19 protein-coding genes and 1 pseudogene are annotated in these 23,344 nt (G+C 70.9%); 8 read left to right on the top strand and 12 right to left on the bottom strand.

Annotated features, from left to right (window positions below; genetic code table 11):
• Window positions 1-12 precede the first annotated feature (12 nt).
• On the top strand, window positions 13-663 hold the full coding sequence (locus tag ACWEOE_RS30420; protein ID WP_452015241.1) for a helix-turn-helix transcriptional regulator: 651 nt from the start codon (window positions 13-15) through the stop codon (window positions 661-663).
• On the opposite strand, the gene ACWEOE_RS30415 is transcribed toward ACWEOE_RS30420, so the two are convergent.
• Both ACWEOE_RS30415 and ACWEOE_RS30410 read right to left on the bottom strand, forming a co-directional pair.
• On the bottom strand, window positions 648-1,808 hold the full coding sequence (locus ACWEOE_RS30415) for an SWIM zinc finger family protein (RefSeq protein ID WP_452015140.1): 1,161 nt from the start codon (window positions 1,806-1,808) through the stop codon (window positions 648-650). The genes ACWEOE_RS30420 and ACWEOE_RS30415 overlap by 16 nt on opposite strands.
• Window positions 1,808-4,549, bottom strand: coding sequence for a DEAD/DEAH box helicase (locus ACWEOE_RS30410; RefSeq protein WP_452015138.1), 2,742 nt, complete (start codon window positions 4,547-4,549; stop codon window positions 1,808-1,810). Before ACWEOE_RS30410 ends, ACWEOE_RS30415 begins: the two co-directional genes overlap by 1 nt.
• Window positions 4,550-4,839: 290 nt before the next feature.
• Here ACWEOE_RS30410 and kstR point away from each other — a divergent pair, with 290 nt between their 5' ends.
• Window positions 4,840-5,466, top strand: coding sequence for a cholesterol catabolism transcriptional regulator KstR (kstR, locus tag ACWEOE_RS30405; protein ID WP_452015136.1), 627 nt, complete (start codon window positions 4,840-4,842; stop codon window positions 5,464-5,466).
• A 32-nt stretch (window positions 5,467-5,498) separates the two neighbouring features.
• Here kstR and ACWEOE_RS30400 read toward each other — a convergent pair whose 3' ends face one another.
• From ACWEOE_RS30400 to icmF, 5 genes and pseudogenes are all read right to left on the bottom strand, one after another.
• Complete coding sequence (locus ACWEOE_RS30400; protein WP_452015134.1) at window positions 5,499-6,488, bottom strand: TIGR03557 family F420-dependent LLM class oxidoreductase; 990 nt, start codon at window positions 6,486-6,488, stop codon at window positions 5,499-5,501.
• Between the two features lie 16 nt (window positions 6,489-6,504).
• Window positions 6,505-6,762 (bottom strand): hypothetical protein, encoded by a 258-nt coding sequence (locus tag ACWEOE_RS30395; protein WP_452015132.1) that lies wholly within the window; start codon window positions 6,760-6,762, stop codon window positions 6,505-6,507.
• 2 nt (window positions 6,763-6,764) lie between these two features.
• Window positions 6,765-7,016: pseudogene (locus ACWEOE_RS30390) on the bottom strand (LLM class flavin-dependent oxidoreductase); the annotation flags it as partial.
• Window positions 7,017-7,035: 19 nt separating this feature from the next.
• Window positions 7,036-7,866: an LLM class F420-dependent oxidoreductase gene (locus ACWEOE_RS30385; RefSeq protein ID WP_452015130.1), complete on the bottom strand. Its 831-nt coding sequence runs from the start codon at window positions 7,864-7,866 to the stop codon at window positions 7,036-7,038.
• Window positions 7,867-7,944: 78 nt separating this feature from the next.
• Window positions 7,945-11,220, bottom strand: coding sequence for a fused isobutyryl-CoA mutase/GTPase IcmF (icmF, locus tag ACWEOE_RS30380; RefSeq protein WP_452015128.1), 3,276 nt, complete (start codon window positions 11,218-11,220; stop codon window positions 7,945-7,947).
• Between the two features lie 144 nt (window positions 11,221-11,364).
• On the opposite strand from icmF, the gene ACWEOE_RS30375 reads away from it, so the two are divergent.
• The 4 genes from ACWEOE_RS30375 (at window position 11,365) to ACWEOE_RS30360 (ending at window position 13,503) form a co-directional block, all read left to right on the top strand.
• Window positions 11,365-11,709: an ArsR/SmtB family transcription factor gene (locus tag ACWEOE_RS30375; protein ID WP_452015127.1), complete on the top strand. Its 345-nt coding sequence runs from the start codon at window positions 11,365-11,367 to the stop codon at window positions 11,707-11,709.
• Window positions 11,706-12,158, top strand: a complete 453-nt coding sequence (locus ACWEOE_RS30370) for an SRPBCC family protein (RefSeq protein WP_452015126.1) — start codon at window positions 11,706-11,708, stop codon at window positions 12,156-12,158. The genes ACWEOE_RS30375 and ACWEOE_RS30370 overlap by 4 nt, the downstream gene beginning before the upstream one ends.
• Window positions 12,155-12,805: a DUF899 domain-containing protein gene (locus ACWEOE_RS30365; protein ID WP_452015124.1), complete on the top strand. Its 651-nt coding sequence runs from the start codon at window positions 12,155-12,157 to the stop codon at window positions 12,803-12,805. Before ACWEOE_RS30370 ends, ACWEOE_RS30365 begins: the two co-directional genes overlap by 4 nt.
• Before the next feature lie 131 nt (window positions 12,806-12,936).
• Window positions 12,937-13,503: a dihydrofolate reductase family protein gene (locus tag ACWEOE_RS30360; RefSeq protein ID WP_452015122.1), complete on the top strand. Its 567-nt coding sequence runs from the start codon at window positions 12,937-12,939 to the stop codon at window positions 13,501-13,503.
• A gap of 62 nt (window positions 13,504-13,565) precedes the next feature.
• Here ACWEOE_RS30360 and ACWEOE_RS30355 read toward each other — a convergent pair whose 3' ends face one another.
• The 4 genes from ACWEOE_RS30355 to ACWEOE_RS30340 are packed head-to-tail and all read right to left on the bottom strand — an operon-like array spanning window position 13,566 to window position 19,518.
• The gene (locus tag ACWEOE_RS30355; RefSeq protein WP_326569773.1) at window positions 13,566-14,177 is read right to left on the bottom strand and encodes a GTP-binding protein; all 612 of its coding nucleotides are present in this window, start codon (window positions 14,175-14,177) and stop codon (window positions 13,566-13,568) included.
• Entirely contained in the window at window positions 14,158-14,928 is a 771-nt protein-coding gene (locus ACWEOE_RS30350; RefSeq protein ID WP_452015120.1) for a DUF742 domain-containing protein, read from the bottom strand. The genes ACWEOE_RS30355 and ACWEOE_RS30350 overlap by 20 nt, the downstream gene beginning before the upstream one ends.
• Before the next feature lie 7 nt (window positions 14,929-14,935).
• Complete coding sequence (locus ACWEOE_RS30345) at window positions 14,936-15,388, bottom strand: roadblock/LC7 domain-containing protein (RefSeq protein WP_220238205.1); 453 nt, start codon at window positions 15,386-15,388, stop codon at window positions 14,936-14,938.
• Window positions 15,385-19,518 (bottom strand): nitrate- and nitrite sensing domain-containing protein, encoded by a 4,134-nt coding sequence (locus tag ACWEOE_RS30340; protein ID WP_452015118.1) that lies wholly within the window; start codon window positions 19,516-19,518, stop codon window positions 15,385-15,387. Before ACWEOE_RS30340 ends, ACWEOE_RS30345 begins: the two co-directional genes overlap by 4 nt.
• Window positions 19,519-20,500: 982 nt before the next feature.
• Here ACWEOE_RS30340 and ACWEOE_RS30335 point away from each other — a divergent pair.
• Both ACWEOE_RS30335 and ACWEOE_RS30330 read left to right on the top strand, forming a co-directional pair.
• Window positions 20,501-20,929, top strand: a complete 429-nt coding sequence (locus tag ACWEOE_RS30335) for a DUF485 domain-containing protein (RefSeq protein ID WP_452015116.1) — start codon at window positions 20,501-20,503, stop codon at window positions 20,927-20,929.
• Window positions 20,926-22,524 (top strand): solute symporter family protein, encoded by a 1,599-nt coding sequence (locus ACWEOE_RS30330; protein ID WP_452015114.1) that lies wholly within the window; start codon window positions 20,926-20,928, stop codon window positions 22,522-22,524. Before ACWEOE_RS30335 ends, ACWEOE_RS30330 begins: the two co-directional genes overlap by 4 nt.
• A gap of 121 nt (window positions 22,525-22,645) precedes the next feature.
• Here the strand turns inward: ACWEOE_RS30330 and ACWEOE_RS30325 are convergent, their stop codons facing one another.
• Window positions 22,646-23,209, bottom strand: a complete 564-nt coding sequence (locus tag ACWEOE_RS30325) for a TetR/AcrR family transcriptional regulator (protein ID WP_452015112.1) — start codon at window positions 23,207-23,209, stop codon at window positions 22,646-22,648.
• Window positions 23,210-23,344 lie beyond the last annotated feature (135 nt).

The raw sequence follows: 23,344 nt of genomic DNA, 5'->3' as shown, positions 1-23,344 counted from the left end.
CTGCGCCGGGGGATGTACACGTTCATCCGCGGCTCGGGTCATCCCGTCACGCGCGACGAGGCCGCCGCATCGGTCGGGATCTCCCGCAAGCTCGCGGCGTTCCACCTCGACAAGCTCGTGGACGCCGGTCTGCTGCGCTCGCGGTACGAGGCGGTCGGCGGCATCCGCAAGGTCGGGCGCACGCCGAAGGTCTACGAACCGGCCGACACCGACTTCGCGGTCACCATCCCGCCCCGCCGCCACGGCGTCCTCGCCGACATCCTCCTGGACGCCGTCGTCACCGAAGCCGAGGGCGAAACCGCCCGCGACTCGGCGTTGCGCGTGGCCGCCGCCCGCGGCACCGCCCTGGGCGCGACCGAACGCGACGAACTGCGACCCGGCCGCCTCGGTGTGGAACGCGGCCTGACGCTCACGGAGACCGTGCTGGCCAGCCAGGGCTTCGAGCCGCGCCGCGAGACGCCGACGTGCGTGCGGTTGCGCAACTGCCCGTTCCACCCGCTGGCCGGGCAGGCTCCGGACCTGGTGTGCGGGATCAACCAGGCGTATCTCGGGGGGATCGTGGCGGGGCTCGAGGTGCCGGGGGTGGATGCGGTGCTGGTGGATCCGCCTTCGGGTGGGTGCTGTGTGGAGTTGCGGGGGTCGGTGGATCAGGCGGGCGGGTAGGCGACGTCCAGAGGGCTGGTCGCCGGTGGACCGTCGAGCTGCCAGCCCGAGCCGGTGCGCACGAAGCGGTACCAGCGGTGGTCGCGGCCGTAGCGCAGTTGCAGTGGGCCCTGGGTCACGCGGTTGCGCCACGTCGTGATCGGGTCGCCGACGCCGGTGTCGGCGAGGCAGGCGCGGGCTTCGGCGAGGGGGCCCGGGCCCGGTGACCACACGTCACGCTGGGCGGAGAGGCCCGGGCGGCCCGCGGAGCGCCAGGTGTGGGCCCAGGTGGTGAGCTCGGCGAGCCCGAGGGCGGCCGCCTGGGCCAGGGCGGGCAGGTCGGCGCCGGGGCGGGCGGCGCGGCGGGCGAGGTCCTCGTCGAAGGTCAGGTCGGTGGCGGCGGGGCCGGAGACCAGCAGGTCGCGGGCGAGGGAGGCGGCGTCGGCGGCGAGGGTGGCCAGGGTGGCGGCCGTCCAGCCCGTGCTGGGCGGCGGGTCGAGGTCGAGGACGGCCGGCGGGCCGGCGACGTCGGGCACGGGCGGCAAGCGGGGCACGGCGGTGACGCGGCGGGCGTACGCGCGGCCAGGGGTGAGCCCCGGGTCGCGCACCTTCACGGGCCGCGGGTGGTCGGGCGCGCGCAGTGTGCGCAGGCGGGCGAGCACCTCGTCGCGGGGGCGGCCGCGGAGCTTGAACAGCACGAACGGGTCGGCGTCGACCTCGTCGGCCACCACGTAGTAGACGGCGGCGACGTGCTTGCACGGGTTGGCATCGTCGGGGCACGAGCAGCGCGGCCGCAGGTCACCGGGCCCCGGCAGCAGGTCGGCGCCCGCCTCGCGGGCGGCGACGGCCAGCTCCTCGGGCAGCTCGCCGTCGAGCAGCGCGGCGGTGTGGCCGAGGCGGCGGCCGACGACGTCGAGCAGCGCCGCCCACTGCTCCGGCGAGAACTCCCGCGTGCGGATCGTGACGCGGTACGGCTCGGGCCGGCTGCCGCGGACCCGCGCGGTGATCTTCCCGGCCCCGACGTGCAGCTCGCTCACGGTGTCCTGCCGCGCGTACGTGCGCCCGCGCGGCAGGCGGTTCGGGTCCACGCTCGCGCGCTGCTCCAGCGCCTCCACCCAGGCGTGGCCCCACCACGTGTTGCCGAAAGTCCGGCGCCGGCCGCGCATCAGCCGCCACCGAGCCGGACCAGGTCGGCGAGCTGCTCGTCGGACAGCTCGGTGATCCAGTCCTCCCCCGCGCCGACCACGGCCTCGGCCAGCCCGCGCTTCGACTCCAGCACCGTCGCGATGCGCTCCTCCAGCGTGCCCTCGGCGATGAGCCGGTGGACCTGCACGGGCCGGTCCTGCCCGATCCGGTACGCGCGGTCGGTCGCCTGGTCCTCCACGGCCGGGTTCCACCAGCGGTCGTAGTGGATCACGTGCGTGGCGCGCGTGAGGTTGAGCCCGACGCCGCCGGCTTTGAGCGACAACAGGAACACCGGCACCTCACCCGACTGGAACGACGCCACCAGCTCGTCGCGCCGCTTCGGCCCGACCTCGCCCGACAGCAGCGCGACGGGCAGCCCGCGGTCGGCGAGGCGGCGTTCGAGCAGGCGGCAGAGCTGTACGTACTGGCTGAACACGAGCACACTGTCACCCTCGTCGAGGATCACGTCGAGCAGCTCCTCGAACGCGGCGAGCTTGCCCGAGCGTCCACTGAGGACTCCGCCGCTCTCCTTGAGGAACTGCGCGGGGTGGTTGCAGATCTGCTTGAGCTCGGTGAGCAGCTTCAGCACCTGCCCGCGCCGCTGCACGCCCTGCGACTCGCGGATCTCGGCCAGGTTCTCGCGCACGACGGCCTCGTACAGCGTGACCTGCTCCGAAGTGAGCGGCACGAACCGGTCGGTCTCGGTCTTGCGCGGCAGCTCGGGCGCGATGTCCGGATCGGTCTTCTTGCGCCGCAACAGAAAGGGCCGCACGGTCGTGGCCAGGCGCTCGGTCGCGGACTTGTCGCGGTCGCGTTCGATGGGCCGCGCGACGGCGCGGCGGAAGCGGTCGAGCGGCCCGAGCAGACCGGGCGTGGTCCAGTCCATGAGCGACCACAGCTCCGTGAGCCGGTTCTCCACCGGGGTGCCGGTGAGCGCCACCCGCGCGGCAGCGGGCACCTTGCGCAGCTCCTTCGCCGTGGCGGACAACGGGTTCTTCACGTGCTGGGCCTCGTCGGCGGCGACGAGGCCCCAGTCCACTTCGGACAGTGTCGCGCGGTCTCGGCGCACCACGCCGTAGGTGGCGAGCACGACCTCGTCGGGCAGCAGGTCGTCGAGGTGACGGCTGCCGCCGTGGAAACGACGCACGCGGACCGCGGGCGCGAACTTCGCGAACTCGCGCTCCCAGTTGCCGAGCAGCGACGTCGGGCAGACCACCAGCGTGGGCCCGGCGCCGAGCGCGCGGCGGTGCAGGTGCAGGGCGATGAGCTGGATGGTCTTGCCCAGGCCCATGTCGTCGGCGAGGCAGGCGCCGAGGCCCAGGCCGGTCATGGTGGCGAGCCAGCCGAGGCCCGCGAGCTGGTACGGGCGCAGCGTCGCGGAGAGGTCCGCGGGCGGCCCGACCGGCTCGGGGTCGCGCTCCTTGAGCCGCTGGACCAGGCCGGCGAGCGCGGGCTGCGCGGCGAACTCGACCGTTTCGCCATCGATCTCGAGCTCCCCCGTGAGAGCCGCGGCCAGCGCCTCCGCCCCGGTGAGCTTGCGGTTGCGCTTGGCGCGCACGCGGGCGAGCAGGCGCGGGTCGAGCTTCACCCACTGGCCGCGCAGGCGCACGAGCGGACGCTTGGCCTCGGCGAGGGCGGCGACCTCCTCGTCGGTGAGCTCGGCGCCGCCCAGCGACAGGCGCCAGCGGAACTCGAGCAGGCCCGTGAGCGGGAACGCGGGGCCGCCCTCGCCGGCCGGCGCCTGCGTCGCGCTGGCCTTCGCGCGGACTTCACCGGCGAAGAGATCCTTGGGCCACAGCACTTCGATGCCCGCGCCACCCAGGTCGCGCCCGCCCGCGCCGAGCAGGTCGACCACGTCGTCGTCGGACAAGGCCAGCCGCGTCGGCGCCGCCTCGGCCAGCACCCGGCCCAACGGCGACCACGCCCGCGCGCCGCGGCGCAGGCCCAGCAGCAGCTGCGTCTCGACCTGCTCGCCGAGTCGCTGCAGCACGGCGTCGGGCGCGTCCCACAGCGTCTCCGCCTCGACGACCAGGCTCGGCTCCAGCGCCGACCGCACGGCCAGCGCGCCCGCGAACTGGTCGTCCTCCCCCGCTTCGACGCGCAGGATGAGCTGCGCGCCGTGCGGCCCGCGGGCCTCGAGCTCACCGAGCCACGCGGCGCCCTCGGGCCCCACCAACGTCGGCTCGGCCTCCGCGAACGCCGGCCCACCCGCCCCGACCGCCGCGGCGGGGCTGCGCACGAGCACGTCGGCCGCCGCGTCCCACAACGCCCTGACCAGTGACTCCGGCGAATGCAACCTGATCCGCTTCACCCCGGACAACGGCAACGCGTGCGCTTCGGGCGGCAACGCCGACGCCAGCCCCCGCAGCAGCTCCTCGTCGGCCCCGTCGAGCGGACCCACGCGCCAGCTGCCCACCCCGCCGGGCGTCAACGCCGGCCGCAACCGCCCGCGCGCCACGAGATTGACCCCCGCGTTGACGGCGGCCGACCACGCCGCGATCGCCGCGCTCACGTCGTCGGGCACCACCAGCAGCCGCGGGATGGCCCGCGCCAGCGGCACCAGCCGGGCCTCGACCTTGGTGCGCGCGAACTTCTTGTCGTGGGGCAGCACGAGCTCGATCGCGGTGTCTCCCGCGACCCCGTCGCCCCACAACGCCAGCACACCCTCCCGCGGCGGATCCGAGGGAAGGTAGGTGGCTTGGGTGTGCGCGCCGAACTCCACGCTGAGCACCGTAGGGCAGGGGTACGACAACGGCGCAGCGCGGCAGGCCGAGCACCCGTCCGGTGGTCGCGGAGAGCAGGCCTTGGGTGGTGCCGCAGAAGCCGCGGCGATCGCGTGGTGCGGGCCGTCGCCGCGTCCGGGACCGGGGCTTTCGCGGCCTCGGCGCGGCACAGCACCTCAGAAGAACGTGTTACCGTTTTTCGGCCAGCCAGTCGAGAGCCGAACGTTTCGCCAGGGAACGTACGCTGAACGCAGAACTGGAACGAGTTCCGCAAGACGGGAGAAGGCCGATGCCGGGCAAGGCGAAGGCTCCGGCGGCGAAACGCACCGGACTGGGCACGATCGGCGAAGAGTTCGGCTCCGCGGCCCAGCGCGACCGCCGCCGCCGCATCATCGACGCCACGCTCGCGCTGGCCGCCAAGGGCGGCTACGACGCCGTGCAGATGCGGGCCGTCGCGGAGAAGGCGGACGTCGCGCTGGGCACGCTCTACCGCTACTTCCCGTCGAAGATCCACCTGCTCGTGTCCGGCCTCGCCCGGCAGTTCGAGCGGGCGCAGGAAAAGCTGGAGCGCGCCGCGATCCCGGGCGAGACCCCCGCCGAGCGGCTGATGTTCGTGCTGAGCCGCAACACCCGGCTCATGCAACGCGACCCGCACCTCACCGAGGCGATGGTGCGCGCGTTCATGTTCGCCGACACCTCGGCCGCGGCCGAGGTCGAGCTCGTCGGCCGGCTCATGGAGGACATGTTCGCCCAGGCCATGGGGATCGACGAGCCCACGGAGTCCGATCGCGACATCTTCCACGTCGTCGCCGACGTGTGGATGGCCAACCTCGTCGCGTGGGTCACGCGCCGCGCGTCGGCCGCCGACGTCGCCCACCGCCTCGAGCTGGCGGTGCACCTGCTGCTGGACAAGTGAGGGCCCGCGGACACCCGCGGGCCCCCGAAACCTCAGGCAGTCAGCTTCGGCAGCACCTGCGAGCCGAACACGTCCAGGAACTGGTCCTGGTTGCGGCCGACGTTGTGGATGTAGATGCGGTTGAAGCCGGCGTCCACGTACTTCTGCAGCGCGGCACGGTGCACGTCGGGGTCCGACGAGACGACCATGCGGCCCTCGAAGTCCTCCCGGCGCACGAGCTTGGCCATCTGCGCGAAGTCGAACGGCGAGCGCACGTCGGCCTTCGGGAACTTCATGCCCCCGTTGGGCCACTGCTCCATCGCGTTGGTCCACGCGGTCTCGTCGTCCTCGGCCCACGACAGGTGCACCTGCAGCAGCTTCGGCATCTCGTCGCCGTTCTTGCCGGCCTTCTTCGCGCCCGCGTTGAAGTTCTCCAGGATCCCGGCCAGCTTGTCGATCGACGCGCCCGGCGTGATCAGCCCGTCGGCCAGCTCGCCGGTCTTGCGCGAGGTGTAGGGCCCGGCCGAGGCGATGTACACCGGCGGCGGCGTGTCCGGCAGCGTCCACAGGCGCGTGGTGTGCAGCTTGAAGAACTCGCCGTTGTGCTTCACGTCCTTGCCGGTGAACAGCTTGCGGATCACCTCCAGCGCCTCGAACATGCGCCGCACGCGCTCGGGCGCCTCGGGCCAGTAGCCGCCGATGATGTGCTCGTTGAGCGCCTCACCCGACCCGATCCCCAGCCACGTCCGCCCCGGGTACGTGGCCTCCAGCGTCGCCGCGGCCTGCGCGACCATCGCCGGGTGCAGCCGGAACGAGGGGCACGTCACCCCGGGACCCAGGTCACCGGTCGTGTTCTCGGCCAGCGACGCCAGCACGCTCCACACGAACGAAGCCTCGCCCTGCTGCGGCACCCACGGCTGGAAGTGGTCCGCCGCCATCTGCCCCGAGAAGCCACGCTCCTCGGCCGCCTTCGCCAGCCGGATCGACTCCCGCGGCGAGAACTGCTCCAACGCGGCCGCAAGACCGATCTGTACGTCACTCACGCGAAACTCCGCTCCTTCACCGGTACTTCCCGACGACCTCGACGAGGGCGTCGAGCCTGCTCAATGTCTCCGCTTCGGGGCGGGTGCCGAGCAGGAACGTCACCCGCTCCACGCCGGCCTCGGCGTACGCCTCCAGCAGAGCCTCGTTCCTGCCGCCCACCGCGAACCGCGCCGCCCGCCGCGCCGCGTGCCGGCTGTTGCCGCCGACGTGGATCGGCGGGTGCAGCGACTGCATGCCCTCGTCGGTGACGAAGCTGAAGATCCCGAGCTTCACGAGGCTGTCCCGGTGCCCAGCACCAGGTCCGACGTGTTCACCGCGGCGGCGGTGAGCGCGACGAACGGGTCGAGCGTGCGGTAGTACTCCCGCGGCAGCTCGCCGCCCCCGGGATACGGGGTCCGGCGGCTCACCGGGATGTGCGAGTGCTCGGCCAGGAACAGCGAGTCGAAGCCGCGCTCCTCCACGGCCTCGCCGAGCACGTCGGGGCGGATGCCTTCGTCGGTCACGAACGTGGAGATCCCGAACTTCATGAGATCATCGAACCACGGTTCACCGGTGGTCCGCCGCGAGCCGCGCGAGGTCGTCGAGGGCGGCCAGCGTCTCGGCTTCGGGCAGCGTCGGCAGCATGAAGGTGTAGCGCTCCACGCCGGCTTCGGCGAAGCGCTTCACGTCGCCGGCGTCGGCTCCGCCCCCGAAAACGGTGAACGGCACGTCGGTGCGGCCCTGCTCGGCGAGCCATTCGCGCACGCGCTTGATCTCGTCGGACGGGGTGTGCTGGCGCGGCATCCACGCGTCGCCGTGGGCGGCCAGCCGCTTGAGGGCGGCGGGGCTCTCACCCCCGATGTAGATCGGCGGGTGCGGCGTCTGCACCGGCTTGGGCCAGGCGAAGATCGGGTCGAAGTCCACGTGCTTGCCGTGGTAGGCCGCCTCGTCCTGCGTCCAGATGGCCTTGAGCGCCTCGATCTGCTCGTCGATCAGCGCGCCCCGCGTCTTCGGGTCGGTGCCGTGGTTGGCCATCTCCTCGCGGTTCCAGCCCACGCCCACCCCGAACGCCACCCGCCCGCGCGACACCAGGTCGAGTGAGGCGACTTCCTTGGCCGTGTGGATCACGTCGCGCTGGATCAGCAGCGCGATCCCCGTGCCCAGCACGAGGTTCGTGGTGTTCACGGCGGCCGCCGTGAGCGCGATGAACGGGTCCAGAGTGCGCTTGTACTCCTCGGGCAGGCCACCACCGCCGGGGTAAGGGCTCTCGCGGCTCACCGGGATGTGCGAGTGCTCGGCGAGGAAGAGCGAGTCGAAGCCCCGCTCCTCCAGCGCCTCGCCCAGCACGTCGGGGCGGATGCCTTCATCGGTCACGAACGTGGAGATCCCGAAGTCCATGCCTCGTTCTACCCGATCCGGCGGCGGCCTATTCCCCTCGCGGACGGCAGCTCACCGGATCGGTCGCCGGGGAAAGCCTCAGATGTTGCGCCGGTACTGGCCGCCGACCTCGAAGAACGCCTCCGTGATCTGCCCCAGCGAGCACACCCGTGCGGCGTCCATCAGCACGCCGAACAGGTTGCCGCCGCGGGTGGCTGCCTCGCGCAGGGCCTTGAGGGCCTGCTGGGCGTCCTCGGCGTGGCGGTGCTGGAAGTCGGCCAGGCGGTCGAGCTGGGACTGCTTCTCGTCCTCCGTGGCGCGGGCGAGCTCGACCTCCACGTCGTCCTCTCCCGCGTGGGGGTTGCGGAAGGTGTTGACGCCGACGATGGGCAGCGAGCCGTCGTGCTTCTTGCGCTCGTAGAGGATCGACTCGTCCTGGATCTTGCCGCGCTGGTAGCCGGTCTCCATCGCGCCGAGCACGCCGCCGCGCTCGGAGATGCGGTCGAACTCGACGAGCACGGCCTCCTCGACCAGGTCGGTGAGCTCGTCGATGATGAACGAACCCTGCAGCGGGTTCTCGTTCTTCGACAGGCCCCACTCCTTGTTGATGATCATCTGGATCGCCATCGCACGGCGCACCGAAGACTCCGACGGAGTGGTGATCGCTTCGTCGAACGCGTTGGTGTGCAACGAGTTCGCATTGTCGTACAGCGCGCACAGCGCCTGCAGCGTGGTGCGGATGTCGTTGAAGCTCATCTCCTGGGCGTGCAGCGAGCGGCCCGAGGTCTGCACGTGGTACTTGAGCTTCTGCGACCGCTCGTTGGCGCCGTAGCGCTCGCGCATGGCCACGGCCCAGATCCGGCGCGCCACGCGGCCGAGCACCGAGTACTCGGCGTCCATCCCGTTGGAGAAGAAGAACGACAGGTTCGGCGCGAAGTCGTTGATGTCCATGCCGCGTGCGAGGTAGGACTCGACGTAGGTGAACCCGTTGGACAGGGTGAACGCCAGCTGCGAGATGGGGTTCGCACCGGCTTCCGCGATGTGGTAACCCGAGATCGACACCGAGTAGAAGTTGCGCACTGCGTGCTCGATGAACCACTCCTGGATGTCGGCCATCATGCGCAGGCTGAACTCCGTGGAGAAGATGCAGGTGTTCTGTCCCTGGTCTTCCTTCAGGATGTCGGCCTGCACGGTGCCGCGCACGTTCTTCAGCGCCCACGCGCGCAGCTCGGCTGACTCCTCCGCGGACGGCTCGCGGCCGTGCTCCGCGCGGAAGGCGTCGAGCTTCTGGTCGATCGCGGTGTTGAGGAAAAACGCGAGGATCGTCGGGGCCGGGCCGTTGATCGTCATCGACACCGACGTGTTCGGCGCGGTCAGGTCGAAGCCGTCGTAGAGCACCTTCATGTCCTCGATCGTCGCGATCGAGACGCCCGAGGTGCCGACCTTGCCGTAGATGTCCGGGCGGGTGTCGGGGTCGTGGCCGTAGAGGGTCACGGAGTCGAAGGCGGTGGACAGGCGCTTGGCCTCGGAGTCGGCCGAGAGCAGCTTGAACCGGCGGTTGGTGCGGAAGGCATCACCCTCGCCGGCGAACATGCGCGCGGGGTCCTCGCCGTCGCGCTTGAACGGGAACACCCCCGCCGTGTAGGGGAAATAGCCGGGCAGGTGCTCGCGGCGCAGGAACGACAGCAGCTCACCGGGGTCGGTGTAGCGCGGCAGGGCGACGCGTGGGATCCGGTTGCCCGACAACGTGTCGCGCCACAGCTGCGTGCGCAGTTCCTTGTCGCGAACCTGCACCACGAGCTCGTCCTCGCGGTACTCCTCGGCCAGCGCGCGGAACCGCTCGAGCAGCTTCGTCGTGTCGCCGTCCACATCGGACTCCGCCGCGGCGAGCAGACCGTCGAGCGCGTCAGTGGAAGCGTCCACTGTGTCCAACTCGGACAAAGCCAGCTTCGCGGCCGCCAGGTGGTCACGCTTGCGCACGGCGGCCACCTGCTTGGCGGTCTGCTCGTGGTACCCGCGCACGGTCTCGGCGATCTCGGAGAGGTAGCGCACGCGGTTGCCCGGGATCACCGTGCTCGCATCGGTGGACACCTTGCCGTCCACGGCAGGCAGCACTCCGGCTGACACCGAGAGTCCGAGCCCGGCGAGGTGGTCGCGCAGGTTCTGGTACAGCGCGGTCACGCCGTCGTCGTTGAACTTCGCCGCGCTGGTGCCGAACACCGGCATGTCCTCGGGACCGGAATCGAACGCCTCGCGGTTGCGCACGAGCTGGCGCGCGACGTCCCGACGCGCGTCCTCCGCGCCACGGCGCTCGAACTTGTTGATGGCCACCACGTCGGCGAAGTCGAGCATGTCGATCTTCTCCAGCTGCGACGCGGCGCCGAACTCCGGCGTCATCACGTACAGCGACTCGTCCACGTAGTCGACGATGCCCGCGTCGCCCTGGCCGATGCCCGGCGTCTCCACGATCACGAGGTCGTAGCCCGCGGCCTTGCACGCGAGGATCGACTCCCGCAGCCCGACGGGGATCTCACCGCTGGTGGTGCGCGTGGCGATGGAGCGGAAGTACACCGGCGCTGTGCCATTGCCTCCCGGGCCGGCAGGCCCGTTTTCGAGGCAGTTCATCCGGATGCGGTCGCCGAGCAGCGCGCCGCCGCCCTTGCGCCGCGACGGGTCCACGGCGAGCACCGCGATCCGCAGCTTGTCCTCCTGGTCGAGGCGGAAGCGGCGCACGAGCTCGTCGGTGAGCGACGACTTGCCCGAGCCGCCGGTGCCGGTGATGCCGAGCACGGGTACCTGACGCTTCTCGGCGGCTTCCGTGATGGCCGTGAGCCATTCCTCGGGCAGTTTTTCACGCTGCAGCTGGGTGATCACCCGCGCGAGCGCCGGCACGTCGCCGGCGAGCAGCTTGTCGACCGACGCCGGCGGCTGTGCCGAGAGGTCCACGTCGCAGGCCTTGATCATCGAGTTGATCATGCCCGGCAGGCCCATCTCGTAGCCGTCCTCGGGCGAGAAGATCCGCTCCACGCCCCGGGAGTGCAGCAGGTCGATCTCCTCGCGGACGATCACCCCGCCCCCGCCGCCGAACACCTTGATGTGCCCCGCGCCGCGTTCGCGCAGCAGCTCCACCAGGTAGGAGAAGTACTCGACGTGGCCGCCCTGGTAGGCGGAGATGGCGATGCCCTGCACGTCCTCGGTGATGGCGGCGGTGGCCACCTCGTCGACCGAGCGGTTGTGCCCGAGGTGCACGACCTCGGCACCCTGCGACTGCAGGATCCGCCGCATGATGTTGATCGAGGCGTCGTGGCCGTCGAACAGGCTCGACGCGGTGACGAACCGAACCGGGTTCTCGGGGCGGTAGAGGTCGCTGCTCATCCACCCAAAATACTTTGACTTCCTACTATTGGAAACCCGGGGGCCGGTGACGCGGATCTCAAGCGCGTGCTTCCCCGGGTTGACAGCCGCCAGCTGGGAGCTATATTCAACCTTTCAGTTAATCAACCGAGTGATTGAGAACCGATGGCCACAGATCAGCTCAGCACCACGTTCGCCGCGCTGGCGGACCCCACGCGGCGCGCCATCCTCGCCCGGCTCGCAAAGGGCGAGGCGACGGTGAACGAGCTGGCCGAGCCGTTCGAGGTGAGCCTGCAAGCGGTGTCGAAGCACCTGAAGGTGCTGGAGGCGGCCGGGCTCATCAGCCGCGGCCGCACCCGCCAGTGGCGCCCGTGCCGGCTCGACGCGAAACCGCTGGTGGTCGTGGCCGACTGGGTGAACGAGTACCGGCAGTTCTGGGAGTCGGGGTTCGACCGCTTGGACGAGCACCTGCGGCTCCTGCGGGAGCCCGGAAAGGAGACCGGGTCATGACGCAACGGGACCTGACCATCACGCGCGTGTTCGACGCGCCGCGGGAGCTGGTGTTCCGCGCGTGGACCGAGCCGGAGCGCCTGGCGAGCTGGCTCGGTCCGGAGGACTTCGCCGCTTCGGTGGCCACGCTGGACCTGCGTGCCGGCGGCGCGTGGCGCGCCCGGATCCACAGTGAAAAGCACGGTGTCGCACGGTGGATGCAGGGCACCTACCGTGAAATCAGCCCGCCCGGGCGGCTTGTGTTCACGTTCTCGTGGGACGACCCGGAGGGCCCGGCCGACACTGTCGGCGAGACGCTCGTGACCATCACGCTGGCCGAGGCCGGCGACAAGACCGAGATGACGTTCCACCAGGCGCCGTTCCCGGACGAAGCCGAACGCGCCGGACACCACGAAGGCTGGAACTCCACCTTCGAAGACCTCGCCCGCTACCTCGAGGAGGCCCGATGACCACCGCACTCCCCCGTGTCGTGTCCGCGAGCGAGTGGCAGACCGAACGCGAAGCCTTGCTGGCCAAGGAAAAGGAGCTGATGAAGGCGGCCGACCACCTGACCGCCGAGCGCCGGCGGCTGCCGATGGTGCGGTTCGCGAACGACTACCAGTTCACCTCGGCCGAGGGCCGCAAGAGCCTGCTCGACCTGTTCGACGGCCGGCGTCAGCTGATCGTCTACCACTTCATGCTGCACCCGGGCGACGACGCGGGCTGCCCCGGCTGTTCGCTGGTCGTGGACAACGTGCCGCACCTGGCCCACCTGAACGCCCGCGACGTCACGTTCGTGGTCACCGCGCCCGCGACGCTGCCCGAGATCGAGCGGTACAAGGCCCGCATGGGCTGGGACCTGCCGTGGGTGTCGGCGAACGGCAGCGACTTCACCGAAGACTGCGGGGTCGGCCGGTTCTTCGGCGTGAGCGTGTTCCTGCGCGACGGCGACGACGTCTTCCGCACGTATTTCACCGACGGGCGCGGGGCCGAGACGTTCCTGGCTTCGCACCGCTACCTCGACATCACGCCGTTCGGCCGGCAGGAGGCGTGGGAGGAGGAGTCGCGTGGCTCCGACGAGCCGGGCGGCTGGTGGCGAAGGCACGACGAATACTGACGAGCACCCTCGGCCGAGCGTCGAAACGAGGGCTGAAAACGTTCCGGCCACCGTGTCCGGTCCTGCCGGGCCGCTCCGACCCCACGGTGGACGGCGTCCACGGGGGACGCCGCCGGAGTGGAGGCAACACCATGGGTGAGCTCGTGTACTACGTCCACCTCTCGCTCGACGGGTGCGTCGAGGGCCCGAACGGCGAGTTCGACTGGGCGGTGATGGGTCCCGAGCTGTCCGCGCAGTCGGAGGCGCTCAGCGAGCGCGCCGCCGTGTTCGCCTACGGGCGGCGGGTGTGGGACATGATGGCGGGCTACTGGCCGAACGTGGAGTCCATGTCGGACGACCCGCACGACACCGCGTTCGCGCCGGTGTGGCGCGAGAAGCCGAAGGTCGTCTTCTCGCGCACGCTCACCGATCCCGGCTGGGGCACCGAGGTGCTCAGCGGCGACCTCACCAAGGAGGTCGCGGCCCTGAAAGCGCGCCACACCAAGGACATCCTGCTCATGGGTGGCGCCGACGTGCCCGCCCAACTGGGCCGGCTGGGGTTGATCGACGAGTACCACGTGGTCGTGCACCCGGTGGTGCTGGGCGGCGACCGGCGGCCGTTCGCGGTGGACGCCGAACGGCTCGGCCTGCAGCTCGTGGAGTCCCGGGTGATCGACAGCTCTCTGGTGCTCATGCGGTACCGCCGGGCCACTGAGTGACGACGTGACCCGGCTCCGGCTCGGACCGCGGTTGGGCGGGGCGATCCCCGCCGAGCCGCGGTTCAGCGGGCTTTGGCCGCCCGCAAGGCGATCCACTGCCGCATGGCGTACTCGACCAGCGTGATCAGCGTCTGCTTCGTCGACTCCCGGTCCCGCGCGTCGCAGCGGACGATCGGGATGCTGGGGTCGATCGAGAGGGCCTCGCGCACGTCGTTGATGTCGTGCTCCAGCACACCGTCGAACGTGTTGACGCCGACGATGTAGGGCAGGCCGCGGTCTTCGAAGAAGTCGATCGGCGCGAACGAGTCCGCCAGGCGGCGGGTGTCGGCCAGCACGACGGCGCCGATCGCACCCCGCACCAGGTCGTCCCACATGAACCAGAAGCGCTGCTGGCCCGGGGTGCCGAACAGGTACAGGATCAGGTCGGCGTCGAGCGACACGCGACCGAAGTCCATGGCGACCGTGGTGGTCGTCTTGTTCGGGGTCTGGTCGAGGTTGTCGATGCCGCGGCTCGCGTCGGTCATCATCGCCTCGGTGGTGAGCGGAACGATCTCCGACACCGAACCCACGAAGGTCGTCTTGCCCGCCCCGAAGCCGCCCGCCACCACGATCTTCGCCGATGTCATGGTCGGGGGCGCGGTTTCCCGCGGTGCCTTAAAGCCGACGGAGTCCACTCAAAACCCTTTCCATCAACATCAAGTGTGCTTCGGCGCCGTCATTGCCCGAAATCGTCCGGTGCACCGTGACGAGGCCGGCGTCGGCCGCGTCACTGATCAGCACCCTGGCGACACCCAGAGGCACCCGCAGGACCGCCGCGATCTCGGCGACCGAGCGCGGGGTCCGGCACTCTTCCATGATCGAGATGCTCTCGATCTGTTCGGCAGCCGCCTCGGGGAAGCCCCCCGCGACGACGTGGTCATTGGTGGAGATCAGCGTCTCCAGCTCGAGCGCGTAGTTCGCCCGGGTCCGGCCGCCGGTGAGAGCGTACGGCCGCACGATCGAGGTCTCCTCGGCCGGGTCCACCCGATCGGGGCGGTCCGGCCGGGTGAACGCGGCGGGCATCACGAACTCGCCGCTGGGCGGCCCGGGGTCGAAGAGCCCGCCTGGCCTGGGCCCATCCGCGTCGGTGCTCCCCGGTGGAGAGACTAGAGAGGTCACACGATCTCCTAACTCGGCCGGCGGCACTGGCACCGCCGGCGGCTCCTCCGCCGCGTGCGCTCCCGCGGGCGGGGGTTCGGGGGACTGGGACTCCTTACCGGTCTTCTTCCGCTTCTTGCGCGAGCGGCCCGAATCGAGGCTGAAGCCGTTGAGGAGATCGGCGTACGTGCCTTCTTCCTCTTCGCGGGCAGCACCGGGAGCCCCCGCGCGCGGGGGTTCCTCGCTGTCTCCGGGCTCTCCGCCGAATAATCCGGACCCCGTGCTCATCGCGTAATCATCCCACCGGTTCACCGATCAGTGACCCACCCGCGCCCTGCAGTTGTGCCCGGAGTTCGGGGGTCAGGATCTGTCCGACGCGGTCCACGAGCATCGTCATCTCGTAGGCCACCTGGCCGATGTCGCAGTTGGGCGCCGCGAGGATCGCGAGGCACGAACCGTCGCTGATGGACATCAGCACCATGATGCCGAGCTCCATCTCGACCACGGTCTCGTTGACCGCGCCCGCCTCGAAGCAGCGGGCCGCGCCCTGGGTGAGGCTCACGAGGCCGGAGGCGACGGCGGCGAGCTGGTCGGCGCGGTCCAGCGGCAGCCGGTTGGAGGCCGTGAGGAGGAGCCCGTCGGCCGACACCACGACGGCGTGCGCGACGCCCGGGACCCGCTCGGCGAAGTCGTTCACCAGCCAGCCGAACTGGTTCTGCTGCGGCTGAGCCGTACTCGGCGAGGTCATTCACCCTCCAGTGTTTCGTGGTTGGTCTCAGTGGCCTGCCCAGTGCGGTGCCGGCCGCGCTGGATGCCCTGTTGGAAACTGCTCAGGCGGCCACGCACGTCGTGCGCGTCGCGGGTCGGACGGGGGCTCGCCGCTCCGGCGGGCGGCGGTGCGCTCCCGGGGAGCAACTGCTCTCCGCGGCGCCGCCGGGGCAATCCTGCCGAAGTGAACGAAGTGGGTGTCGACTGGGACACCGATTGGACCGTCCGCCATCCCTCGTCGGACCCGAAAGCCCACTCCGCGGCGGGTGACCCGGCCGCGGCGGCCTCCAGGTTCGCCACCGCGGCGGGCACCTGGCCCGGATCGACGGCCGGCGGTCCCGGCGGCAGGTTGGTCGCGGCGGGCCGCCGGGTCGGCAGCGCCTCGGGCGCCGCGGGACGCCCGGGAACCTCGCCCTCGGGTCGCGCCGCGGGACGCGGGGTGGGCGACGGGCGCGTGCCGTTCCCGTTGCTGCCATTGCCATTGCTGCCGTTGCCATTGCTGCCGTTGCCATTGCTGCCGTTGCCATTGCTGCCGTTGCCGTTGCTCTGCCACCCGCCCTGCGGGTCGAACGCGGGTGGCACCGGCTGATCCGGTTGCGACTCGGGCTGCGCGGTGCGGGCGGCGCCGAAGGCGCCCGCGACGCGAGGGCGGTCCAGGCCAGTCTCACCGGACTGGTCGGGAGCGCTGGTCTGCGCCGCACCGAACGCGCCGGCGGCGGCGCCGTTCTGGTCGGCACCACCGAACACACCGCGGCGGTCCGGGCCGGAGCCGCCGTTGTGCTCGGGGGCATCGGCTCGAGCAGCGCCGAACGCACCCGCTGCTGCCGGGCGGTCCGCGGTCTCCCCGCTCTGCTCGGCACGCGGACCGCCGCGGCGGTCCAGACCAGTCGCGTCGGCCTGCTCGGGCGCGGCCGCATCCAGCGCACCGGCCGCACGCTCGGCGTCCATCGCGTCGAGGGCGCCCGCGAAGCCGGGGTACTCGGCCGTGACCTCGGTGTCCTGCTCGGGCACCCGCTGGTCCGGACCACTGGCCCCGACCGCGTCGGCCGGGCGGTCCGAGGCCGGCTCGCCGTCGAGGCGGTTGAGGGCGTCGGCGCCCAGACCCTGGTCCGCGGCGGGCTCCACGATGCCGTCGCGCACGTGCCGGCGGCCGCGGTTCACGCCGCGCTGGAAGCTGGTCAGGCGGCCACGAACATCGGCCGGGTCGCGGACCGGCAGGGCCGGCTTGGCGGGCTCGGTGGTAGGCAGCTGGTCGGGCGTCGCGCTGCCGGGCATGAGCTGCTCGCCGCGGCGGCGGCGCGGGAGGCCCGACTTCGTGAACGCCGTGGGCTCGACCTGCGACACGGCCTGGACGGTGCGCCAGTTCTCGTCGCTCGCGAAGTCCCAGTTGCGCTCGTCCTGCTCGGGCGTGGTGACCGGGGCGATGCCGGGCGTCTGGGCCGGGCCGGCCGAGGGCTGCTCCCCCGCCTTCGGCTCGGTGCCGGTCTCGTCGTCGGTCTTGGAGGCGGCCCTGGCGGCGGACTGGTCCGGACCAGTGGGCTCGGTGGTCTTGTCGTCCGCGGGCGGCGCGGGCGAGCGGAACCAGGCCGAGAGCATCTCGTCGAAGATCGGGGTGTTCTCGATCGTCGTCTCGGCGGCCGTGGGCGGCGGCACCTCGGGCACCTTCTGCGCCGCCTCGTGCCACCACTCGCTCAGGGTGGTTCCGTTGGCGGAGAACAGGTCCTTGCCCGAGGGCAGCTCGCGGGCGCGCTCGTCGACGGGCTCGGACACCGGCTGGGGCTCCGGCCTCGGCGGCGGCACGTCGACGATCTGCGGCAGCTGCGGCAGCGGGGGAACCGCCGGCGGGGTCGTCTCGTCGCGCGGGATCGGGCTGAACAGCGCCGTGCCCGAGATCTCGAGGTCCGACGGCGGCCGCACGCCCGAGTCGACGGTGTGGCCGTTGGCGAACCCGGCGAGGTCGCTCGCGGAGGGCCACAGCTGCTGCTCGTCGACGCCGGGGATCGGCTGCTGCGGCACGATCGTGCGGTCGAGGCCCGGGCGCGCCGAACCGTTGGCCGGGCGCTGGCGGCGCGGCAGCCCACCGGGGCTCGAGGGCAGCGTGGCGACACTGCCGAACGGGCCGGCCTGCGGCTGGTTTTCCAGAGCGGCGCCGGTCATCACCAGCTCGGGCGGTACCACCACGGTGGCCCGCACCCCGACGATGTCCTTGCCGCCGTGCAGCGAGACGCCGATGCGGTGGCGCCCGGCGAGGCGGCCGACCACGAACAGGCCCATGCGGCGTGAGGTCGCGAGGTCGACGGAACCGGCCTCGGTGAGGCGGCCGTTGGCCTCGACCACCTCGTACTCGTTCATGCCGATGCCCTTGTCGAGGATGTCGACGTTGAGCGAGCCGTCGTCGGCCAGGCGTGTCGCGACCGTCACCTGCGTCTCGGGCGCGGAGAACGCGGTGGCGTTGTCGAGCAGCTCGGCGATGAGCCGCTGCACGTCGCTCGCGGCGAACCCGACGATCTTCACCGCCGGCGGCTGCTGCACCGAAACCCGTTGGTACTGCTCGATTTCCGACACGGCGGCCCGCAGCACGTCGTGCGCGGCCACCGGCTGGCCCGAGCGGCGGCCCGGCTCGGCGCCGGAGAGGACCATCAGGTTCTCGTTGTTGCGCCGCATGCGGGTGGCGAGGTGGTCGAGCTGGAAGAGGGTGGCGAGCTGGTCGGCGTCCTCCTCGTCGCGCTCCAGCCGCTCGATGAGCTGCAGCTGACGCTGCACCAGGCTCTGGCTTCGGCGCGAGAGGTTGACGAACACGCTCGAGTAACCCGCGCGCATCGCGGCCTGCTCGGTCGCGAGCCGCAGCGCCTGACTGTGCACCTTCTCGAACGCCCGCGCGACCTCGCCGATCTCGTCGGACACCCGCACGGGCACCGGCTCGACCTCGACGCTCTGCGCGCGGCCCTCCTGGATGTTGCGCACCGCGGTGGGCAGGTCCTTCTCGGCGACGTCCAGCGCGCTGCGGCGCAGGATCCGCAGCGACCGCAGGATCTGGCGCGTGATGAGGAAGACGACCGCCGCGGCGGCGACCATCGCCGCGAACAGCAGCACGGCGAGCAGACCGGCACTGCTGCCGGCGTCCTCGACCAGCGCGGCCGACGCGGCGGTGGCGTCGGTACCCATCCGGTTGCCGACTTCGGAGAGCTGACCGACGACGGCGTTCGACGCGTCGTTCCACTCCTGCGACGAAACCCGCGCGAGGCCTTCCTCACTGGTGGCGTTCTGCTCGCCGAGGATGATGCCGACCATGCGCTTGCGGTCGTAGGCGGTGTCGGGCTTGAGCGTGCTCTCGAGGTCCTGGCGCTGCGGCGCGGTGGACGCGGCGTTGAAGTCGTCGATGCGGTCGTCGTAGCGCAGCTCGGCGTCGCGGATGTCGCTGAGCTGCTGCTCCTCGAGCCGGCCCTGGGAGATGCCGTAGGTCACCAGCGCCTGGCTGACCGAGACCTGTTCCTTCGCGGCCTCGAGGTCGTGCAGCGCGCTCGGTGTGCCGCCCAGCGCGTCGGCGCTCGCACCCGCGGCCACGGCGGTGTCGGCGCCGATGAGGGCACCGGTCACGGCGTTGTAGTCGCCCACCGCCTCGGCCGGGTCGAGCAGCCCGGCGCCGACCTGCTGGCGGATCACGGCGATCTCGTTGACCTGCGCGGTCGCCGAGTTCACCGCACCGGACACACTGGACTCGGAGGCGCCGACGCGGTTGGCCGCGGTGATGAACGGCTCGACCGCGGCGTCGGTGGCCGCGCGGGCCGCCTTCAGCTCGGGCGTGACGCCGGCGGTGCCCGCGGTCAGCTGCGCCGCGGTGAGCGTGCGCTCCTTCTGCAGGCCGTCGGTGAGCTTGCGCAGCTGGGTGCTCAAGCCCACCAGCTTGTCGATCCGCTCGTAGTCACCGGAACGGCTGACCTGTCCCACGATCGCGGTAACGCCCAGCACGAGCGCGAGGACGATGGGGACCAGCGTCACCGCCGAGAGCTTGACCGGAATGCTCCAGTCCCGCCACCGCAGTGCCGCGCGCCAGCCCGCCGACCGGCTCGGCCGGCGGGGCGGCCGCCCGAGCAGCTTCTCAACAGGCACTTGGCCATCTCCTGCAACGGTCACGAAAGTGACTCCCTGTCCCGCGTCGTCGTGGCTGCCCGTGGGCGGCTTCCGGTGCTCCCGGAACGGTCCACGGCATTCCGCCGACCCGCGCGATCGACCCCGTGAGGACACGAACGTGCAGACCTGGCACCGAGATCACCGGCGTGCTGCTTCCCGGGACTTTGCACGTGCACGGCGCAAGTTGCGTACTGCACGGCGGTGGTCGAGGTCAACTTGTCTGTGCCTATCGATCGCTGCGGTCAGCTGGGCCAAAGAATCGTACACCAATCCCGGGCGAGGATATTGTTCTCCACTTCGCACGGCTGACCTGGGAAAAGTCGTTTCGGACCCGGGTGGGCCCCGGGGATTCGGCCCCGAGCGGAGCCGAAGAGGGAATTTCGGTTACCGGTTGCTCCGGGCCACGGCGTCCGACGGTCACCCGATTAGCCCACGTAGGGTAGTCGAATCCCGCGGAAGATCTACGCTCCGTGCCACCATCGGGTGGGGTGGCTCCCAAGATGAACCCGATGTTGTGGTCTGGCAGCGACTCGCCGCCCGACCCGGTGATTTCTTTCGGGATCCTTCACCGGCCTGGGAATCCTCGTCCCGCGCCGACCGGAGGGACGCCGGACCGGGGCGCCCGCTCCGCGGTTTGGCTACCGCGCGTCACGGTATTCGTCCGATCATTGTCCGCTGCTCCACCATTTGCCGCAGTGTTCCTCAGCTGCGACAACGTCGCGTGACATACGCTCTCACTATTACGAGTGATCTGTTCGTGATCTTCATTGACGGTGCCGTTTTCGCACATTTCCAGCCGAAAAACGAATTCCGGAGACCCTTCCGGAGAACCGGCTTTTTCCGGTCCGAGACGCCGTCGTTACTATGGCCGCCTCCCAGTCCGCAAGGGCAGACCGGGTGCCACTCGAACGAGGGGCCCCGACCCGGCCACCGCCACGGACGCAAGTTGCCGGAGGCAGCCATGCACAACGTCGCGAACACCCCCGCGGCGAGCACCCCGCTCGAGGAGACCGGACAGCTGCCGGCCATGTTCGCCCGCGAGGGCGCCGAGCCGGCGCCGGCCGCCCGGCGTGGTCCCGACTACGACCTGATCCAGCGCAGCCCCGAGTTCACCGCGCTGCGCAAGCGATTCCGCAGATTCGTCTTCCCCATGAGCGTCGGCTTCTTCGCCTGGTACCTGACCTACGTGGTGCTGGCCGCCTACGCCAACGACTTCATGAGCACCCGCGTGTTCGGCCTGGTCAACGTGGGCATGCTGTTCGGCCTCGCGCAGTTCGTGACCACCGCGCTGATCACCCTGGTCTACGTCCGGTTCGCGAACCGCGAGGTGGACCCGCGCGTGGCCGAGCTGAGGGAACGGGCCGCCGTGACGGAAGGATCCCGCCAGTGACCACCACCCAGCTCGCCGAGAGCGTGCCGGCGAGCAACCCGCTCGTGAACACCGGGGTGTTCGCGCTGTTCGTCGCGATCACCCTGTTCGTCGTGTACCGCGCGGGCAACCGCGGCAAGAAGACCACCGCCGACTACTATGCGGCCGACAGCGCCTTCACCGGGCGGCAGAACGGCATCGCGCTCTCGGGCGACTTCCTCTCCGCCGCGTCGTTCCTCGGCATCGCCGGAGCCATCGCGATCCACGGCTACGACGGGTTCCTGTACTCGATCGGCTTCCTGGTGGCGTGGCTCGTCGACCTGCTGCTGATCGCGGAACTGCTGCGCAACACCGGCCGGTTCACGATGGGCGACGTGCTGAGCTTCCGGATGAAGCAGCGTCCCGTGCGCGCCGCGTCGGCGACCTCGACGCTGGTGATCTCGTTCTTCTACATGCTCGCGCAGATGGCCGGTGCCGGTGGTCTGGTCGCGCTCCTGCTCGACGTGCACTCGCGGCTCGGCCAGGCCCTGGTGATCGCGGTGGTCGGCCTGGTGATGGTCGTCTACGTGCTGGTGGGCGGGATGAAGGGCACCACGTGGGTGCAGATCATCAAGGCGAGCATCCTGCTCGTGGCCGCCACGCTGATCACCGTGTTCCTGCTGGGCAAGTACGGCTTCAACTTCTCCAACCTGCTCACCGCGGCCACCGACCGCAGCCCGATGGGCACGCAGCTGCTGGAGCCCGGCGGATCGTACGGCGCCAGCGGCACCACGCGCCTGGACTTCGTGTCGCTGTCGCTCGCGCTGGTGCTCGGCGTCGCATCGCTGCCGCACGTGCTCATGCGCTTCTACACCGTGCCCACCGCTCGTGAAGCCCGCCGCTCGGTGGTCTGGGCCACCGTCTGCATGTTCATCTTCTACCTGTGCACACTGGTGATCGGCTTCGGCGCCGCCGCGCTCGTGGGCAGCGACGAGATCAAGTCCGCCCCCGGCGGCGAGAACTCCGCGGCGCCACTGCTGGCCCTGCACATCGGGGGCACGCTGCTGCTGGGCATCGTCTCGGCGGTCGCGTTCGCCACGATCCTCGCCGTGGTGGCGGGCCTGACGATCACCGCGTCGGCCTCGTTCGCACACGACGTCTACGCGAACATCTTCAAACGCGGCAAGGCCGAACCGGCCGACGAGGTCCGCGTCGCCCGGCTGACCGCCCTGGTCGTGGGCGTGATGGCCATCCTCGGCGGCATCCTCGCCAACGGGCAGAACATCGCGTTCCTGGTGGCGCTCGCCCTGGCGGTCGCCGCGTCGGCCAACCTGTCGACGCTGCTGTACTCGCTGTTCTGGAAGCGGTTCAACACCACGGGCACCCTGTGGAGCATCTACGGCGGCCTCGCCGCGTGCCTGGTCCTGGTGCTGTTCTCGCCGGTCGTGTCGGGTGCCGCCGACTCGATCTTCAAGAGCGTGGACTTCCACTGGTTCCCGCTCAAGAACCCGGGCCTGGTCTCGATCCCGTTCTCGTTCCTGTGCGGTTTCATCGGCACCGTGGTCGGCCGCTCGAAGGCCGACAACGCCAAGCACGCGGAGATGGAGGTCCGGTCCCTGACCGGTATCGGCTCCTGACGGTTGGGGTGTTGCAGGGGGCGGGTCCGGCGAAGGACTCGCCCCCTTTGCCGTGTCGGAGATTCGACACCGTCCACGGTGAACATCCACCGGCAGCGCACTGGGGTCACCGGCGCGAAGGTCACCCGCGCAGGCCGTCGAGCAGCACCTTCATCAGCCGGGCCGCGTCCTCTTCGGACGCGTTCTTGGCGGCCATGCCGATGCCGTGGCCGAGGCGCAGCACGTCGGTGCCCGTGACGTCTGCGCGGACGTCGCCGGTGGTCTGGGCTGCGGCCACCAGCTCGCCGCACGCGGAGCGCAGGCGGGTCTGGCACCACAGGAACGTCTCGGAGCCCGAGTCGATCGAGGCCTTGAGCAAGGCGGCGAGGCCGTGGCGCTCGATGACGTACGCGACCTGCTCCCCCAGCCACGCCCGAAGCGCCTCCAACGGCGGCAGCTCGGCGGCGAGCACGTCGGCTCGGGCAGCGAGCTGGTCGATCTCGTCGCGGTAGACGGCTTCCATCAGCTTCTCGCGCGTCGGGAAGTGGCGGTACAGCGTGCCGGCGCCGACGCCCGCGCGTTTGGCGATGTCGTCGAGCGGCACGTCGATGCCGTGTTCCCCGAAGGCGTCCTTCGCGGTGGCGACGATGCGGTCGTAGTTCCGCTTCGCGTCCGCCCGCATCGGCCGCGCTGCCTCCGCCGTCATCCACGCACCTCCTCGCACCCAGCCCCCAGAAACGGAGAGATTCTCCGAATCCCCTTGCGGAACCGGAGACGCCCTCCATATTATCGCGAACGCAACCAAGTGGAGAGTTTCTCCACTTACCTCGTCCCTCTCTGG

The organism is Amycolatopsis sp. NPDC004368, assembly GCF_053602515.1.
The sequence above is the reverse complement of the archived record's forward strand: the minus strand, read 5'-3'. Positions and strand labels throughout refer to the sequence as shown.

What these genes read in the sequence shown, in the direction of transcription:
- ACWEOE_RS30385 (WP_452015130.1), bottom strand. Translation starts at nt 7,866, where the DNA reads ATGGACTTCGGGATCTCCACGTTCGTGACCGATGAAGGCATCCGCCCC.
- ACWEOE_RS30350 (WP_452015120.1), bottom strand. Translation starts at nt 14,928, where the DNA reads ATGAGCACGGGGTCCGGATTATTCGGCGGAGAGCCCGGAGACAGCGAG.
- ACWEOE_RS30370 (WP_452015126.1), top strand. Translation starts at nt 11,706, where the DNA reads ATGACGCAACGGGACCTGACCATCACGCGCGTGTTCGACGCGCCGCGG.
- ACWEOE_RS30420 (WP_452015241.1), top strand. Translation starts at nt 13, where the DNA reads ATGTACACGTTCATCCGCGGCTCGGGTCATCCCGTCACGCGCGACGAG.
- ACWEOE_RS30375 (WP_452015127.1), top strand. Translation starts at nt 11,365, where the DNA reads ATGGCCACAGATCAGCTCAGCACCACGTTCGCCGCGCTGGCGGACCCC.
- ACWEOE_RS30325 (WP_452015112.1), bottom strand. Translation starts at nt 23,209, where the DNA reads ATGACGGCGGAGGCAGCGCGGCCGATGCGGGCGGACGCGAAGCGGAAC.
- ACWEOE_RS30365 (WP_452015124.1), top strand. Translation starts at nt 12,155, where the DNA reads ATGACCACCGCACTCCCCCGTGTCGTGTCCGCGAGCGAGTGGCAGACC.
- ACWEOE_RS30360 (WP_452015122.1), top strand. Translation starts at nt 12,937, where the DNA reads ATGGGTGAGCTCGTGTACTACGTCCACCTCTCGCTCGACGGGTGCGTC.
- icmF (WP_452015128.1), bottom strand. Translation starts at nt 11,220, where the DNA reads ATGAGCAGCGACCTCTACCGCCCCGAGAACCCGGTTCGGTTCGTCACC.
- ACWEOE_RS30415 (WP_452015140.1), bottom strand. Translation starts at nt 1,808, where the DNA reads ATGCGCGGCCGGCGCCGGACTTTCGGCAACACGTGGTGGGGCCACGCC.
- ACWEOE_RS30335 (WP_452015116.1), top strand. Translation starts at nt 20,501, where the DNA reads ATGCACAACGTCGCGAACACCCCCGCGGCGAGCACCCCGCTCGAGGAG.
- ACWEOE_RS30345 (WP_220238205.1), bottom strand. Translation starts at nt 15,388, where the DNA reads ATGACCTCGCCGAGTACGGCTCAGCCGCAGCAGAACCAGTTCGGCTGG.
- kstR (WP_452015136.1), top strand. Translation starts at nt 4,840, where the DNA reads ATGCCGGGCAAGGCGAAGGCTCCGGCGGCGAAACGCACCGGACTGGGC.